We start from the raw sequence: 17,905 nt of genomic DNA, 5'->3' as shown, positions 1-17,905 counted from the left end.
GTTCTCAATAAGCAGAAACCACTTACAACTTAAACAGCGGCTTGCCCTGACCCCGATACAACCCAACTGGAGTCAGGCTGGTTTTACCTTCAGCCATACTAAGTTGATAGTAATTCTGCGTGCATTCAAAAGAAAAAGCGTTATTGGTTCTGGCGACCAGTTTACGTTTTTCGCCTTTCCCTTTTTGCCCGTACAGAATCCCCTTCTCAAATGTCACTGTCAGCTGCTGACCAGCTGACTGATACTCGCCAACTAAAGTTTTAGCAAAATCGCTCACCTTCACATCTGGTAGTGGCTTTGGCGTAATATTCAGGTGCTGCGCGACCATGTCCAGAAGTGCAGGCCCCGGGTGCAAGGTGTCCTGGTTGCTGAGCGCAATGGCGAACAAGTCTGCCTCGGGAAAATACGCCGACATGGCCAGGAATCCGGGTACACCTCCCTCGTGGAAATAGCTTGTTTGTCCGGCCAGGGGACGAAGATAGAAGCCATAGCCATAAGTGGCTGGGGAGCCATCGTTCAGAATAGCACTGGTCACCATTGCCCGATATGAAGCAGGCTTGACAACTTTTCCAGTTTTCAAGCCATGATGCCAGCGGCTCATATCGGCCAGGGTTGTTTCTATGCCACCGGCAGAATAAATCCAACTGCGATCAACATGAAATGGAGCAACAGGTGCCCTTGTGCTGTCTACTGAGCTATAGCCTTTTACTTCATCGCCGCCCGTACCTTTGGTGAGCACCTGCGAGTGTTTCATGCCCAGTGGCGTAAAGATATGCTGTTGCAGATAAGCTTTGTAGCTTAACCCGGATACCTGCTCGATTATCTTACCGAGCAGCAGATAGCCGGTATTGGAATAGGTATGACCTTCACCCGAATTGTACAATACGGGTGCCTGTACAATCTCTGTCAGGATCTGATCTAAAGTACGATAATGCGCCATTTTGGCGCCTATCTCTGGGCCTTCATTGTAGTTTGGTAATCCTGATGTATGTGACAATACCCGATCGATAGTCAGTTTGGCATAGTCGGGGCTCAGTGACGGGATGTATTTTCCCAGCGGATCCTGTATCGATAGTTTTTTCCTGTCAGCCAATTGCAAAATGGCCGCAGCCGTAAATTGCTTAGTGATGGAGCCAATCTGAAACACCTGCTCAGTATTCAGTGGCAGTTTACTTTCGATATCAGCAAGGCCGTTTGCAGCGCTGTATAACAGCTTACTGCCCTGCTCAATACGCACTGCGATCCCAGGTTGTCCAGCTTGCGTATAACACGCCAAAGTGGCGTCAAAATCACTTTTATCTGCGTGTACATGACAGCTCATTGCCAACCCAAAAATGCCCGCATAATACGGCTTAATTCCCATGACGAAGTCCTTGTTATTGTTATCGGTCCGTTTCACGTTAACATACAGGCCCGGTGCTCACAACGCAGTGTTACTTTAAACCGCGTAACAGGGTGTGGGTGTCTACAGAGCAGTATCTACAGAGCATTAGCGCCCGGCGCGATCTGCTGAGGGTATAAGCAAGAGAGACTTTGTGAGACCTCTAAAGCAAGTACAGTCCCTGCCCGTTCAACAAAAACGACCTCCCGATATGCAAAGTCCAAAGGGATGAAGAACTGTGCCAAAAAACCACCCAATATAGCGAGCAACAGACACAAAAAACCCGGCCTATTTAAGCCGGGTTTTTCAGTTCAATTAAGAAGCGTGAATTACTTCTTCTTGACTGCCTTTTTATTAGGCAGGTCAGTGATTGAACCTTCAAAGATCTCAGCCGCCAGGCCAATTGACTCGTTCAGCGTTGGGTGAGCGTGGATAGTCAGTGCCACGTCTTCTGCGTCTGCACCCATCTCTACTGCCAGGCCGATCTCGCCCAGCATTTCACCGGCGTTGATACCAACCATAGCACCACCGATCACGCGACCAGTCTCTTTGTCGAAGATCATCTTAGTCTGACCTTCAGTACGTGCAGAAGCAATTGCACGACCAGATGCAGCCCACGGGAATACCGCAGTTTCAATGCTCAGACCTTGCTCTTTCGCTTCTTTCTCAGTCACACCAACCCATGCGATTTCTGGATCTGTGTACGCGATTGAAGGAATGCACTTAGGATCGAAGTAGTGTTTCTTACCAGAGATCACTTCAGCAGCAACGTGTGCTTCGTGAACTGCTTTGTGTGCAAGCATAGGCTGACCTACGATGTCACCAATCGCGTAGATGTGGTTTACGTTGGTCTTCATTTGCTTGTCTGTGTTGATGAAGCCACGCTCATCAACCGCAACGCCCGCTTTGTCTGCGTCAAGCAGTTTACCGTTAGGCGTACGACCAACAGCAACCAGTACTTTGTCGTAACGTACCTGGCCTTCTGGTGCTTGCTTGCCTTCGAAAGAAACGTAGATACCGTCTTCTTTCGCTTCAACCGCAACAACCTTAGTAGACAGCATTACGTTGAACTTGTCTTTCACGTACTTCTGGTAAATCTTGATAACGTCTTTGTCAGCCGCAGGAACCAACTGGTCTGCAAATTCAACCACGTCGATTTGTGAGCCCAGTGCACGGTACACAGTACCCATCTCAAGACCGATGATACCACCACCCAGAACAAGTAGTTTTTCTGGTACGTCTTTCAGTTCAAGTGCGCCAGTTGAGTCAATGATACGCTCATCTTGTGGGATGAAAGGCAGGTTTACAGGCTGAGAACCCGCAGCGATGATGGCGTTGTCGAAGTTTACAGTGGTTGTGCCGTCAGCACCTTCAACCGCGATAGAGTTAGAGCCGGTGAATTTACCGTAGCCGCTAACTACTTTCACTTTACGCATTTTCGCCATGCCAGACAGACCGCCTGTCAGCTGACCAATTACAGACTCTTTCCAGCTACGGATTTTGTCCAGGTCGATTTGAGGAGCACCGAAAGTTACACCGTGTGAAGCCATTTCAGCTGCGTCGTCGATTACCTTAGCCACGTGTAAAAGTGCTTTTGAAGGAATACAACCTACGTTCAAGCACACACCACCCAGGGTATCGCGAGATTCGATCAATGTAACTTCTAAACCTAGGTCTGCTGCACGGAATGCTGCAGAGTAACCACCAGGACCACCGCCTAGTACAACAACTTGAGTTTTGATTTCGTTGCTCATGTTATTACCTTAACTATTATTCGAACGGGACTCTACTCGAGTGAGTATCCGCACCCAATTGTGCCTGATCATCGGCAAGCGCTGCCACCAACAACCAGAGAGAGTTTTTTGTTGCGCGAAAGTGTATCATTCGCACCCACAGATGTCCCGCCCAAATATCAGACAGGACAGTAAAAATATGACAAAACCGCACAACCTGGGGTCATGCGGTTTTGCTTTGACTTACATTACCAGCTGACGAATGTCGCTCAGGTAATTGGCCAGGGTCACAGTAAAGCGGGCTGCCAGTGCACCGTCAATAACACGGTGGTCGTATGAACAGCTCAGCGGCACCATCAGGCGCGGCTCAAACTCTTTACCATTCCACTTCGGCTTCATCTCAGATTTAGAGACACCTAAGATAGCCACTTCCGGAGCATTCACGATTGGCGTAAATGCCGTACCGCCGATGCCACCCAGGCTTGAGATAGTGAAACAACCGCCCTGCATATCAGCCGCAGTCAGCTTACCTTCACGGGCTTTCTTAGAGACGTCCATCAGCTCGCGAGACAGCTCGATGATGCCTTTCTTGTTGACATCTTTGAAGACAGGCACAACCAGACCATTAGGCGTATCCACTGCCACACCGATGTTTACATACTTCTTCAGGATCAGGCTTTCACCATCTTCTGACAGCGATGAGTTAAAGGTCGGGAACTCTTCCAGTGCTTTTGCCGCTGCTTTCATCACGAATACCAATGGGGTGATCTTCACGCCCATTTTCTTCTTCTCTGCCAGCACATTCTGCTCTTTACGGAATGCTTCCAGCGTGGTGATGTCGGCTTCGTCAAACTGCGTCACGTGTGGGATCTGAACCCAGTTACGGTGCAGGTTAGCGCCAGAGATCTTTTGGATGCGAGAAAGTTTCTTCTCTTCGACTTCGCCAAACTTGCTGAAGTCGACTTTTGGCCAAGGGATCAGACCCAGCTCACCGCCACCTGTGCTGCCGCCTTTGCTGATCTCGCCAGACTCAACCTTACGAACCAGTTCTTTCACATAGTTCTGCACGTCTTCTTTCAGTACACGGTTCTTACGGCCAGTACCTTTAACGCGTGCCAGGTTAACGCCAAACTCGCGCGCCAGACGACGTACCACAGGCGAGGCATGGGCATAATCATCATTAGCAACAAACTCGTCTTTGGCTGCACTTGGCGCGGGAGCCGCTGCCGGAGCCGTTTTGGCCGCCGGAGCCGGTGCAGCTGCAGGCGCAGCAGGTGCTGCCGGAGCTGGTGCTGTAGCTGCAACAGTTTCAAATACGAAGATCAGTGAGCCCGTTGACACTTTGTCGCCAGCAGCAACTTTGATTTCTTTCACAGTACCGGCAAATGGCGCAGGCACTTCCATTGAGGCCTTGTCGCCTTCAACGGTGATCAAAGACTGTTCTTCTTCAACGCTGTCACCTACTGCCACCATGATTTCAGTGACTTCAACTTCGTCGCCACCGATATCTGGTACTTGTACTTCCTGCAGTGAAGGCGTTGCTTCAACCGGGGCTGCGGCAGGCGCAGTTTCTGCTGCAACCGGTGCTGCTGCACTCGCAGTTTCAAACACAAAAACTAAGCTGCCGGTGGCCACTTTGCCGCCAATCTCAACTTTGATTTCTTTCACTGTACCGGCAAATGGTGCTGGAACTTCCATTGAAGCCTTGTCACCTTCAACCGTGATCAAAGACTGCTCGGCTTCAACGCTATCGCCAACCGCAACCAGAATTTCAGTGACTTCAACTTCGTCACCACCTATGTCTGGTACGTGAACTTCTTTCACTTCAGCAGTTGCCGGGGCTGGCGCCGCAGCAGCCGGAGCTGGGGCAGGTGCTGCCTCAGCAGCAGGCGCATCGCCCGCTGCTTCGAAGACCATGATCAGTGAACCAGTCGACACTTTGTCGCCTTCACTGATCTTGATTTCTTTAACTGTACCCGCTTGCGCAGCAGGCACTTCCATTGACGCTTTGTCGCCTTCAACGGTGATCAGCGACTGCTCTTCTTCTACCGTGTCGCCAACGCTGACCAAAATCTCGGTTACTTCAACCTCATCGGCGCCAATATCTGGTACATGAATTTCGATTGCCATCACTTAGCCTCTTATGCGTAAAGTGGGTTGGTTTTGGTTGTGTCGATATCAAATTTCTTGATAGCGTCTGTTACTACTGATTTTTCAACTTTGCCTTGCTTAACCAGCTCGCTCAGTGCAGCAACCACGACATAGCCTGCATTCACTTCGAAGTGACGACGCAGGTTTTCACGGCTGTCAGAACGGCCGTAACCGTCGGTGCCCAGCACTTTGTAAGAAACGCTTGGCATGAAAGCACGAACCTGATCGGCATAGCTCTTCATGTAGTCAGTGGCCGCAATTGCCGGGGCTTCGCCCAGTACAGTGCTGATGTAAGATACTTTTTGTTCTGCATCCGGGTTCAGCATGTTGAAACGCTCAGCGTCCTGACCGTCACGTGCCAGTTCATTGAATGACGTGACAGAGAATACGTCTGACGCAATACCGTAATCGTCGCTCAAGATCTGCGCTGCTTTACGTACTTCGTTCAGAATAGTACCTGAGCCCATCAGCTGTACCTGAGCCTTGTCGCCAGTGTAGCTTTCCAGCTTGTAGATACCCTTACGGATACCCTCTTCGGCGCCTTCTGGCATAGCAGGCTGATGATAGTTTTCGTTCATCAGCGTCAGGTAGTAGAACACGTTTTCCTGCTCTGGACCGTACATACGACGGATACCGTCTTGCAGAATAACCGCCACTTCAAACGCAAACGTTGGGTCGTAAGAAATACAGTTAGGGATCGTGCCCGCCTGAATGTGCGAGTGACCATCTTCGTGCTGCAGACCTTCACCGTTGAGCGTTGTACGACCTGCTGTTGCACCGAGCAAGAAGCCACGCGCCTGCTGGTCGCCCGCCATCCACGCCATGTCGCCAACACGTTGGAAACCGAACATAGAGTAGTAGATGTAGAACGGGATCATTGGTAGATCATTGGTGCTGTAAGACGTTGCCGCCGCTACCCATGAAGACATTGCACCCAGCTCGTTGATACCTTCTTGCAGTACCTGACCAGACGTGGCTTCTTTGTAGTAAGAAACAATGTCGCGGTCCTGAGGGGTATAATTTTGACCGTGCGGGTTATAAATACCAATCTGACGGAACAGGCCTTCCATACCGAAAGTACGCGCTTCATCGGCAATGATAGGTACGATGTTTTTGCCAACGCCTTTGTCTTTCAACAGGATGTTCAACGCACGAACATACGCCATAGTCGTTGAGATATCACGCTTTTGCTCTTCCAGCAGCGGCTTGAACGCATCCAGCTCTGGCAGCGTCAGCGCTTCTGTGAAGTTAGGCAAACGCTGCGGCGTGTAACCGTGGAGTGCCTTACGACGTGCGTGCAGGTATTCGTACTCTGCAGACCCTTCTTCCAGTGTCAGGTAAGGCAGGTCTTTGATTTGCTCGTCAGATACTAAGTCTTCCAGGCCCAGACGTGAACGCAGGTGCTCAACGTGCGTCATGTCCATTTTCTTCACCTGGTGGGCGATATTTTTACCTTCTGCCGCTTCACCCATGCCGTAACCTTTAACAGTCTTAGCCAGGATCACCGTCGGACGACCTTTAGTCTCTTGTGCCGCTTTAAACGCTGCGAACAGTTTAGATGGCTCATGACCACCACGCTTCAGCGCGAAGATCTCTTCGTCTGTCATGTCCGCAACCAGTGCCGCAGTCTCCGGGTAACGACCGAAGAAATGCTCACGTACGTATGCGCCATCTTTAGCTTTATAAGTCTGGTAGTCACCATCGATGGTTTCGTTCATCAGCTGTAGCAGCTTACCTGTGGTGTCTTTCGCCAGCAGCTTGTCCCAACCTGAACCCCATACGACTTTGATGACATTCCAGCCAGCGCCTTTGAACAGACCTTCCAGTTCCTGAATGATCTTACCGTTACCCATTACCGGGCCATCCAGACGCTGCAGGTTACAGTTGATCAGGTAACACAGGTTATCCAGCTTCTCACGGGCTGCGAAAGAAATCGCACCACGAGATTCTGGCTCATCCATTTCACCGTCGCCCAGGAAGGCGTATACACGCTGCTCGGCGGTGTCTTTCAGACCACGGCCGTCAAGGTATTTCAGGAAACGTGCCTGATAGATAGACGCGATTGGACCCAGACCCATAGAGACAGTTGGGAACTGCCAGAATTCAGGCATCAGTTTAGGGTGCGGGTAAGAAGACAGGCCTTTGCCGTCTACTTCCTGACGGAAGTTGTCTAGCTGCTCCGCAGTCAAACGACCTTCAACGAATGCACGGGCATAGATACCTGGTGAAATGTGGCCCTGATAATAAACCAGGTCGCCGCCGTCTTTTTCATTTGGTGCGCGGAAGAAATGGTTAAAACACATTTCATAAAACGCTGCAGACGACTGGTACGACGCCATATGTCCGCCCAGCTCCAGATCTTTCTTAGAAGCGCGCAGTACGATCATGATCGCATTCCAGCGGATGATAGAGCGAATACGACGCTCCAGATTCACATCCCCCGGATAGGCAGGTTCCTGATCTGCCGGGATAGTGTTGACATAGTTGGTCGTAATACCGGTTGGCATATCAACGCCGTCCAGACGCGCCTGCTCAAGTACCTGCTCAAGCAGGAATTGCGCGCGCTCTACGCCTTCTTCTTTTACAACCGACTCAAGCGCCTGTAACCACTCTTGGGTTTCTAGCGCGTCTACGTCAAATTTATTGACTTCAGACATATGGAGTGTTCCTTATGTTTAAAATACGAATTTATTCTATAGCGTTAGCTTATGGCTCTGTTTGTGTACTACTGTGCTTTGGTGCGACGCAAGCTGCGCTCAATGCGCGACCGCTCCCGCCCGGCTTCCAGCAACGCCTCTTCGATAAAGGCTAAGTGCGCGTTACTGGCCAGTCTTGCCTGCTCAGGCTTACCTTCGATCACGGCGTTTTTTAACACCTCGCGATGATGGGCAAGCTGTGCGCTGGCATCCGGCTTTTGCACTAACACCGTTAAGTTCTGCAATACATTTTGTTCCAGTAAAGACTGCATGCCCCGCATCAGATGCAGCAACACCACATTGTGTGAGGCTTCTGCGACGGTAAAATGGAAGGTATTGATGGCTCTGGCCTTTTGCACCAAATCATCGCCAACGCTGGCGATGTCATCAAAGCTTTGTTCCACTTTATCGAGATCCGTTTGCGTGCCACGCATGGCGGCGTAGTACGCTGCAATGCCCTCAAGGGCATGACGAAACTCCAGCAAATCAAACTGCGACTCGGGGTGTTTACTGATCAACTCGAATAAGGGATCAGTGAGACCCTCTTCAAGCTGATTTTTTACATAGGTACCGCCACCCTGACGTCGGGTAACCAGCCCTTTGGCTTCAAGCTTCTGAATTGCTTCTCGCAGCGATGGCCGCGACACTTCAAACTGCTTGGCCAGTTCACGCTCCGGCGGCAGCTTTTCCCCTGGCATCAACGACCCTTCGAGGATCATATTTTCCAGTTGCTCCAGAATGACATCTGATAATTTCGCTGCTTTTATCTTTAAAGACATTGATTAAACGCCGAGTTTATAGGTGAAACCCCAAGTCAGCTGTTTCAAGCACCAGCGGTATAAACACAGGCAAGATGCTGATCCAGCTCACTCTTTACTTAAACAGATCCGGTAAGGCCAACCCTAAAGGTAAATTGGTCATACCAAATTTGTGCACTACGTTACCAAAATCAAGCGCAACTGTCAAAAATCGGCGCTTTGCGGCTAAAAGTAATACAAAATAAGCCACCACAAAGTGTCTAAACTTTATACAAGTTCAATGATTTAAAAAAGGAAAATAAAATGGTCAGACCAGATGAACATGGAGATGAAAAAGACCCGTCATAATTGTACGCTGACGGGTTGCGCTTTATTGGTTTTGCGGCCTGGCTAACTTAGGCCCACATGTAACCTCACCACACCATGGTGCTGACTACCACTTTCAAAACTCGGCTCGGGATAATAAAGCAAAAAGCGCACTCAGCTGGTTTATCAACTTGAACCTTTTTCAGGTAAAAAGCGATACACAATAAATCGGGAATAAGATAATGTGAATTCTTAACACAAAAAATTAACAACATGCAGGGAACACTATGACAGTATCATTGATTGCTTTTGGTGCGCTAACACTGGCAAGTACCAGTCAGGCCGCCGATCTCTCGGAGTCACACTTTAACCGCTATCTGGATTTTAACTGGGGTGCGTGCCCGCCGCAGTTTCAATCCGCAGATGGCAAAAACACCTGTACGCTGGCCGACGTACCTCTTAACTGGCAGGAGCCAGATGGTAAAAAAATCTCCGTGCTGGTCTCTAAATACCCTGCAAAGTCGGCAAACAGTAAAGGGCAAATTTGGTTGCTGCAGGGCGGACCGGGTGGCTCTGGCAGCTTTTTTGTTCAGCAATTAAATACCACTTTGGCGCCTTTTACCGAGCAATATGATCTATACGTACTGGAACATCGCGGTGTTGGCTGGTCTACTCATCTGGCGTGTGGCAATCCGGTTGACACCGATTACGCTCAGTATGCTCAAACCTGTTTTGATGATCTCCATCAGCAATGGGGTGATGGTCTGTTTGAGTTTAATACCACAGCAGCAGCACGGGATCTGGATTATGTGATCGGCAAAAGTAAGGTGCGAGACTGGCAGCCCAGCTATGTCTATGGCGTTTCTTATGGCACGCTGTGGGCACAAAGGTTCAGTCAGGTTGCCCCAACCGGTGCTCAGGCCATTATCCTTGACTCTGTGCTGCCACCCGCCGAATTTGGTAATGACCTGTGGGATGAGAACTTTAACGCGACACTGGATGATTTGCTCGCCTACTGCCAGCTTGATACAAGCTGTCAGTCACGGTTAAATTTCAGTTCGCTGTCGCAGCTCAGACAGCGCCTTAATGATATTTTTACCGCCCAGCACTGCCCCGGACTGGACTTTGACCGCCGGGCTTTACATATCCTGACATCCCTCGGCTTATCTCGCTCTGTGGAGCAGATATTGTTGCCCGCGCTGCATCGCCTGAACCGGTGTAGCAACGATGACGTCGTGGCCCTGAATAACCTGCATAATTTTGTCTTTAAAGGCCTGGGTAAAAAAGTGCTACCACTTGGGGACAAAGATCCTTTGGGCTTTTCGCAGGTTGTTTCAAAACTTATTACCCACAACGAAATTAATCATGTGCAACGCGATTTGCACACCAAGCTGGCTTATTGTCAGGATGCCATTGCCTGCTACCCTGACTTTATGAGCTATCGTATACACATAGATAAGCAGATCTGGAGCAATCGTTACAGCGACCCTTATATCTATCAGCCAATGCACCATTATATGCCGACGCTGGTACTCAATGGTGACCTGGACCCACAAACACCGCATACCTATATACCGCTGATCCAAAACGCGTTTACTAACATTAATCAGCGTTATGTTGAGCTGCCGCGGATGCATCATGGGGTACTTTTTGTCAGCCAGACCAGGAATGTAAACGCCAGCACCTGTGGTGCGACAATCATGCAAAACTTTATTGAGGATATCTGGAGCCAGCCAGATACCAGCTGTATCGCAGATTTGCAGGGGCTTAACTTTGACGCATCCACCATGGCAAGCCTGGTGCTGTTTGGTACGACCGATGCTTTTGATGGCCAGCCAGCGGTCATGTCAGAGGCCGGTATCATGCAGCTCAAGGCAGCTGATCCCGAAGCATTTGCGCAGGCATCCGCTACCTTTATGCCACTAATCGACTTCTGATAGATTTATTTCACATTTAACACAATGACTGAAACCACGTTACCCTGTTTCAGTCATTGGCTCACAGGGTATGTCAAAATCAACGTGATAATGTTCATCATGACGAACCCAGGACGGCTTTTTAGAAAACTGAATCTGAGTTTTCAGATATTCCCCATACTGCGTGCTGAACAGGTTCGGTTGCAAATTAGGATCGAAAATAACGCGCCAGATATTATGACCGCGACGTATTGCCTGCAGGTGCAGCGCGACAATGTGCGCCGCCATTGCATCATAGTCTATTCGCAAGCCGTCATACTGCTCCTGTTTATCAAATTCGATAAGGTAGCCAAACTTATTGAATGGATGTGTTGGCAAGTGGACCGACTCACCCGCTTTATTGATGACGGGCGTCATAAAATCCACCGATAAACCATTACGATGGGTTCTATGTGGCCTGAACCGTCCGCCTGCGGCAAAACCTGTCTCAGCATACTTGTACACTTTATCTGGGTGCGTTTGTTCAAGCGCCTGATAGGCGGCTGTCACAATTTCATACACCTCTGAATGTACATAGGTACGCCCGGCCAGACGCGCAAGCTGGCTATAACCTTCGAAGTTGTTCCCCGAATGCGGTAGCTCTACCCCATCGCTCAACGCACCTCGTGCCGTTGTACCATAACAGGTGCTGGTTTTAGCGCTCACAAGCACAGGCGCAAGCATAATGAATAGTAATAAATTGCGATATGTCATTGCGGCAAGGTAACCGCACAGAGCTGAATAGTTGCTGACAAAATTTGCGGTGTCTGGCAGCTGTCAGCATGCAATACCTACTCGGCTGGGTGCAATAAGACCCAGCCAGTTTAGGGGGTTAAGGATAAGTTACTGTTAGTGGTGCCAGTTTAAATGCCCCCTGCTTTGCCTCATTCAGGCCAGTCAGTGCGATAAAGCTGGTTTGGGTTTGGCGCTGGTAGTGATCCTCAGCATAGCCAAGTTGCTTTGCCTGCTCAGGGCTGCCAAGCGGGTTATGTTCAAACGCAAAGTTCATCAGCCAGTAAGTTTCATAATCGCGGGCATAGGTATTGCGATTTAGAAATGCCCCATATTGCGAAGGAATATCCCAGGCAATTTTGGTCTGGACCTGTTCTGAGTCCATTGCGCTTTGATAGCTTAAAGTAAAAAACGGTGCCAAAAAGGCTTTGGCATTGCCACGCAGCGCCCCCAGTTCGTAAACCGGGTTATCCCAATTCCAGACGCCAAAATCGGTTGCGGCGACGCTCAGTCCGCCTTGCTCCACATCTTCTTTGAACAGCAAGCGGGAGATATAACCATCCAATACTACCTCACCCTTGATGGGCAAGATCAGGTGTGCAAGCTCACTGTAGCCTGGGTGGCTGTAGTCGCATTTCCCAAACCGTGAGTTGAGACAATACACAATATCATTGTCAGCTGAAACCTGATTGAGATCGCTGGGATGCTGCATTTTCAGAGCATAAGGCAGGCGTGCTGCATTATTATGTTGTAATAAGTTCAACAATGCTGCTCGACTGTAAGACAGCTCAGTTAAAAAGCTCTGCGATTTCCCCTCAATCAGTCGATCGCTATTTACCCAGATATTCAGCGTATTGCTGTCTTGCAAACGAGCCAACGCCTCACGCACGGGCAAATCTGCAGCCCAGGCTTGCCTTTCACTCTGAACCCGCTCGGGGATAAAAATACCACAGTGCAAAGAGTGCTGACCTGAGTAGATATCAAAAAATGCAAACTCCAGCCCACTTGCAGCAAAGCGCGCCCGAAGATGTGGCTCTCCTTGCTTATCTATAATGTCAAAACCGAGAAAACGTAATGAGGAGTCTGGGGCCAATGCAGATTGACTGAGCGAATACTCACTCTGTGCGCTACTGTGTGCGCTCAGTGCTGCGCTACATTCGTTGTCTACCAGGTGAACACTGGCCAGACTTACCTGACTGCATACTACAGCAGCCAAAAACAAAAAACGTGATAAAACTGTCATGATCTAGTCCTTGAAGTGATTAAATGTTTCTCAGCAGCCAAAACGGCTCCTAGTAATGCGGCACTGCGTTACTACCGAGCTGAGATCTAACAGCAAATACCGCAAGCCACACACAACAAATTAACATTTAACCATTGGGTTTAACACTGTTATTTCAGTAAAGATTCAACCTTTAAGATTTATCAAAAATTCCACGAGAAGGTGTACACTTGTAGAAGGGTTATCATTAAAATTCCTTTCACTCTCGGCAAGAGACCTTTTTGCATTGTTGATTGCAAATTGCATATGTGGTTTTATCAGGTGGTAGACACTAATATCTGCTTTCTCGTATTCAGGTATGTACTGCTTTAAAGCCTTAACAGCGTTATCCCCGCAAGACTGTGTTCCCGTACCAACTATACTGGCTGTGCTATAGTCATAATGAAGTAAAAACCAGTATTCAAAACAGGGGACTGATCTTACACAATAGAATTCCCTGATCGACCCAATTTGTTCTACAGTCTTTTCATAGCAAGCATGTGAGTCTTTATCAAAAACACAATAAACTCTATCGTAAGGAATCCCTTTCTCTTTGGCTCGCTTGGCTAAGCATTTTGCATGTTTTAATATACTACTTGGAGAGGAGTTAGAAGAACCATCAACAACTATATTTGCCGAATTAAGCCTATAATCAGCTATTAGTTCTTGAAAATAGTAAGGCTCTGTCTTTTCCCCCTCAGTAACTATTAGTACAGTTTCATAAGCAGATCGCCTCCCTTCTCTCCTAGAGTGTTTTGTTTTAGCAGCTCTTTTTCTTTTTTTGAATAGGTCATCAGAGCCCATCAGAAGCTCCTGATTTTAAATGATTTATTGATGAATGGCAGTGCACCATACTTTCCTGACAAATAACCTAGCTCAATATTTTCGGTACTCTTTCGTGGGGAAAATTCTAAAAGTGAATACAGAGTTGTTGCTAAATTAGATTTTTCAGCAAACCAAATTTGGTCTCGACGAAAAATATCTTGAGACAGAATGGATGTTTCATGTGTTGTAAAAATCAGTTGAGCATTATTTTTATTCAAATTAGGGTTATTGAACAAAGACGCCAAAAATTCAACCATTTTTGGATGGAGGTTTGAGTGCAATTCATCAATAACTAAAACAACCCCTGATTCCAAAGTATCAATCACTGGCCCTACTAATCCAAAAAGCTTCTGTGTGCCGTCAGACTCTTCCGAAATATCAATCGGAATCATATTTCCCTCCGAATCTTTCCTCAAAATATTAACTTCATAGTCAACATGATCTTTAAGCTCTCTTACCAAGTGTGCCTTCACATCATCTGGTAACATTGGTGGCAGATCGTCGGTATCGAAGGGGCGCTCTTCAACTTCAATATCGTCAATAGACATATCTGCAAAGTTTAAAAAAGATAAAACTTGGCTTTTAGTATCTTCAGATGTACAAAGTTTCGCAGAATAGTTGTTGTTGTAGCCAAAAATACCACTCAAGCGTAATTTTTCTCTGAACCAGTGATGAACAGGCTTCAGTTGCTTGTTATTGAGGTGTACACACGTAGAAAGAAACAATGCATTATGCCTAGTTGTAGCTTGATACGTTGCTTTTTGGCCTTGAAAACTCTCGCTAAACTTATAGTAGTACCTATCTGCACTCTCATCATATAACCGCGTGAACCATCTCTGGGGACGTCCTTTTGGATATGCGATAAGCCACTCTTCTTCTACTCTTTTTTTACCAACAACCACTCCAAACTGATATTTGATTCCCTCTTGTACAAAGGTCAATTCAAATTCAGAAGGCATTGATCTTGCGTGTTTGTCATACTTAAAAGAAGCAACTTCAATATCTTCATCATAGCCAGACTCTTTTGCAGATGAAATGACCAGTTCCTTCAGGAATTTAATAGCTTTGATAAGGTTTGACTTACCGGAAGCATTAGCTCCATAAATTACAGAAGAACGCAGTAATTCTAGGTTTAGCCGTTCTACAGAAAAAGAATTTGTCTCCGCTAACTCAGAGCTCGAGCTCTTCGCCATAGAAAATGTCTGGGTCTCTTTAATCGACCTGTAATTCTTCACGGTGAAATCGATTAGCATATTCCAATCACCTAAATAACTCAAAATTGAATACAACTCTAACATAACACCACCACTAAAGTAGGTTTTTAGGCCAGTTTTCGCAAAAAAAGTGCAGATATAAGCTTTTAACCCGATTTAGCACAACCTTACCTAACCTAGTACGCTCTTTTTTAAAGCGGCGAATCAAAGAGCGCTGCACACGCTAGGTAAAATCAGAGCAACGTTATAGCCACTCCTCCAACCTCTCCTCCTTCTCCATTATGTTTTCATAATTATGTATTACGGTTCGGTGTAATTATCATACTCGGGCATTGATTCTTGATTCATACTTTCTCAGGCGGCACCAGCCCAAACCCGTTTCCAGCTATTTCAGCGCAACAGCTGGGCGCCGCATCGTTTCGGCGCGACTATGGCGTTAACTATGCCTATGCCAGCGGCGGCATGTATCGGGGCATTGCCTCGGCAAAGCTGGTTATCGCTATGGCACAGGCTGGCTTGCTGAGCTTTTTTGGCTCAGGCGGCTTGTCTGTCGATGTCGTTGACCAGGCTCTGAGTGAAATACAAAACACGCTCACAGAGAAGCAAAGCTTTGGCCTGAATCTGGTCTGCAATCTGACCCAACCTGAGCAGGAGTTAGCGCTGGTTGAGCTGTGCCTGAAACGCCAGGTGCGTTGCCTTGAGGCGGCGGCTTTTATTCGTATTACTCCGGCGCTGGTACTGTATCGCCTGCATGGCCTGGTGCGAGATGAGCAGGGCCAGGTGGTGTCAACCAACAAGCTGATGGCCAAAGTGTCGCGCCCGGAAGTTGCCAGGGCGTTTTTAAGCCCAGCCCCAGACAATATCGTTGCCCAATTGCTGGCAGATAAGCAAATCACTGTAGAGCAGGCTGAGTTGAGTAAGCAAATTGCCATGTGTGACGACCTGTGTGTGGAGGCCGACTCCGGCGGTCATACCGATCAGGGTATGCCGGCGGTGCTGCTGCCAGTCATGCAACTGTTGCGCGACACCCTCAGTGCTGAGCATGCCTTCAACATTATACCGCGCGTCGGTCTGGCCGGGGGCATTGGCACGCCTGCCTCGGCGGCGGCCGCGTTTATGATGGGCGCAGACTTTATCCTGACCGGTTCAATTAACCAATGCACGGTCGAAGCCGACACCTCAGCAGCAGTGAAAACCCTGTTGCAGGACATTAATGTGCAGGACACCGACTATGCCCCAGCCGGAGACATGTTTGAACTCGGTGCCAAGGTACAGGTACTTAAAAAAGGCGTGTTTTTCCCCGCACGGGCGCAAAAGCTTTACCAGCTTTATCAGCACTATCCGTCACTGGATGCCATCCCCGCAGCGCAGCGTGCGCAACTGGAAGACAAAGTATTTAAAAAGACCTTTGCTGAAATCTGGCAGGAAACCTGTCAGTACTTACATCAGCAAGGACGCAGTGAGGAAGTCATGCGTGCGGAGCAGGACCCTAAGTACAAGATGGCCCGCGTGTTTCGTTGGTACTTTGCTCACTCGATGAAACTGGCATTTGCCGGAGCAACCCAGGAGCGGGTCAATTTTCAGGTCCATACCGGACCGGCGTTGGGGGCGTTTAATCAATGGGTGAAAGGCACGGAGCTTGAGCCGTGGCAACAGCGCCATGTGGCCAGCATTGCTCAGCTGCTGATGACAGAGACCGCCACCGTGCTGACAACCCGAACCCGGCACTGGCTGGCGTCAGCACACGTCGATTAACCACAGGCAAGGCAACAATGAAAAGCTATTTATTTCCCGGACAGGGCGCGCAATACGTTGGCATGGGCAAGGCCTGGTTTGACTTATTTCCCGAGCAAACCCAAACAGCCAGTGACATGCTGGGTTACTGCATTAAAACCTTGTGTCTGGACGACCCACATAACCAGCTGAACCAGACTGAGTACACCCAGCCTGCCCTGTATGTGGTCAGTGCGCTGGCATTTTTGGCACACCAGCAGCGCGACCCGGCGCCTGCGGACTTTATGGCCGGGCACAGCCTGGGAGAATACACCGCGTTGTTTGCCGCCGGTGCGCTGTCTTTTGAAGATGGCCTGCGACTGGTGCAACAGCGTGGCGCCCTGATGAGCCAGGTCCGTGGCGGTGCAATGGCCGCGGTATTGGCGTTAGACGAGGCCGCGATAAGAGCGACTCTGACAGAGCACCAGCTGGATGCGCTGGATATTGCCAATCTGAACAGCCCGCAGCAAAGCGTGATCTCAGGCCTGAGCGACGACATCGGGCGCGCTCAGCATGCTATAGAGCAAACCGGTGGGCGGTTTATCCGACTTAATACCAGCGGTGCATTCCATTCCCGCTATATGGCCGATGTGCAGGCAGACTTTGCACACTGCGTGGCAGAGCTTGAGTTCAAAGCCCCCACAGTCCCCGTGATTGCCAACGTCAGCGCGCTGCCCCACCAGAGCAACACTATCCAGTCACAGCTGGTCGCTCAGTTGACTCACTCAGTACGCTGGACCGAAACGATTACCTACCTGCTGGCGCAGGGTGACATGACATTTGTAGAGCTGGGCCCGAAGAAGGTCCTCACTAAATTAGTGGCGGAGATCAAACAACACGCAGCTGAGTGCGCACAACGAGATTCCCAAGCGCTGGCACAGCAGGTTGAACAGTGGAATCAAACGCATGGCGTCGGCACAACAATCAAAGTCGCCCATATTAGCGAGCCAATGCGCACCCGTACCCCAGCCATGTTGCTGTTTGGCCACCGACCTGCGGTGTATGTGGAAGGCGCGCAGGGCTATATCGCATTGGATGAAGCCACAGCGCTGTAACAGAGAAAGAATATGCCCCGGCCCAGGCCGGACACAGAATAATGACCCAACTTTTGGACTGAAAC

General features: G+C 49.0%; 12 protein-coding genes. 3 read left to right on the top strand and 9 right to left on the bottom strand.

Annotated features, from left to right (window positions below):
• Positions 1-22: 22 nt before the first annotated feature.
• The 5 genes from CWB98_RS10050 to pdhR form a co-directional block, all read right to left on the bottom strand.
• A complete protein-coding gene (locus CWB98_RS10050; protein ID WP_138544744.1) occupies positions 23-1,363 on the bottom strand; it encodes a serine hydrolase domain-containing protein in 1,341 nt (446 codons plus the stop codon).
• A gap of 347 nt (positions 1,364-1,710) precedes the next feature.
• Entirely contained in the window at positions 1,711-3,135 is a 1,425-nt protein-coding gene (lpdA, locus tag CWB98_RS10045) for a dihydrolipoyl dehydrogenase (protein ID WP_010384093.1), read from the bottom strand.
• Between the two features lie 222 nt (positions 3,136-3,357).
• On the bottom strand, positions 3,358-5,244 hold the full coding sequence (gene aceF / locus CWB98_RS10040; protein WP_138544743.1) for a pyruvate dehydrogenase complex dihydrolipoyllysine-residue acetyltransferase: 1,887 nt from the start codon (positions 5,242-5,244) through the stop codon (positions 3,358-3,360).
• Between the two features lie 11 nt (positions 5,245-5,255).
• Complete coding sequence (gene aceE, locus CWB98_RS10035) at positions 5,256-7,922, bottom strand: pyruvate dehydrogenase (acetyl-transferring), homodimeric type (RefSeq protein WP_138544742.1); 2,667 nt, start codon at positions 7,920-7,922, stop codon at positions 5,256-5,258.
• Positions 7,923-7,990: 68 nt separating this feature from the next.
• Complete coding sequence (gene pdhR / locus CWB98_RS10030) at positions 7,991-8,740, bottom strand: pyruvate dehydrogenase complex transcriptional repressor PdhR (RefSeq protein WP_046003630.1); 750 nt, start codon at positions 8,738-8,740, stop codon at positions 7,991-7,993.
• A 572-nt stretch (positions 8,741-9,312) separates the two neighbouring features.
• Here pdhR and CWB98_RS10025 point away from each other — a divergent pair.
• Positions 9,313-10,962 (top strand): alpha/beta fold hydrolase, encoded by a 1,650-nt coding sequence (locus CWB98_RS10025; protein WP_138544741.1) that lies wholly within the window; start codon positions 9,313-9,315, stop codon positions 10,960-10,962.
• Between the two features lie 39 nt (positions 10,963-11,001).
• On the opposite strand, the gene CWB98_RS10020 is transcribed toward CWB98_RS10025, so the two are convergent.
• From CWB98_RS10020 to CWB98_RS10005, 4 genes are all read right to left on the bottom strand, one after another.
• On the bottom strand, positions 11,002-11,694 hold the full coding sequence (locus tag CWB98_RS10020) for a penicillin-insensitive murein endopeptidase (RefSeq protein ID WP_138544740.1): 693 nt from the start codon (positions 11,692-11,694) through the stop codon (positions 11,002-11,004).
• A 118-nt stretch (positions 11,695-11,812) separates the two neighbouring features.
• Positions 11,813-12,955, bottom strand: coding sequence for a hypothetical protein (locus CWB98_RS10015; protein WP_138544739.1), 1,143 nt, complete (start codon positions 12,953-12,955; stop codon positions 11,813-11,815).
• Between the two features lie 165 nt (positions 12,956-13,120).
• Positions 13,121-13,777: an RloB family protein gene (locus CWB98_RS10010; RefSeq protein WP_138544738.1), complete on the bottom strand. Its 657-nt coding sequence runs from the start codon at positions 13,775-13,777 to the stop codon at positions 13,121-13,123.
• Complete coding sequence (locus tag CWB98_RS10005) at positions 13,777-15,096, bottom strand: AAA family ATPase (RefSeq protein WP_249364655.1); 1,320 nt, start codon at positions 15,094-15,096, stop codon at positions 13,777-13,779. Before CWB98_RS10005 ends, CWB98_RS10010 begins: the two co-directional genes overlap by 1 nt.
• A 255-nt stretch (positions 15,097-15,351) precedes the next feature.
• Here CWB98_RS10005 and CWB98_RS10000 point away from each other — a divergent pair, with 255 nt between their 5' ends.
• Both CWB98_RS10000 and fabD read left to right on the top strand, forming a co-directional pair.
• Entirely contained in the window at positions 15,352-16,767 is a 1,416-nt protein-coding gene (locus CWB98_RS10000) for a PfaD family polyunsaturated fatty acid/polyketide biosynthesis protein (protein ID WP_138544737.1), read from the top strand.
• The gene (gene fabD, locus CWB98_RS09995; RefSeq protein ID WP_249364654.1) at positions 16,659-17,840 is read left to right on the top strand and encodes an ACP S-malonyltransferase; all 1,182 of its coding nucleotides are present in this window, start codon (positions 16,659-16,661) and stop codon (positions 17,838-17,840) included. Before CWB98_RS10000 ends, fabD begins: the two co-directional genes overlap by 109 nt.
• Positions 17,841-17,905 lie beyond the last annotated feature (65 nt).

The sequence above is a fragment of the Pseudoalteromonas rubra genome (genome assembly GCF_005887115.1).
In the GTDB taxonomy this organism is placed as follows: Bacteria; Pseudomonadota; Gammaproteobacteria; order Enterobacterales; family Alteromonadaceae; genus Pseudoalteromonas; species Pseudoalteromonas rubra_F.
Note: the sequence above shows the minus strand (reverse complement) of the source record. Positions and strands in the feature narration are given on the sequence as shown.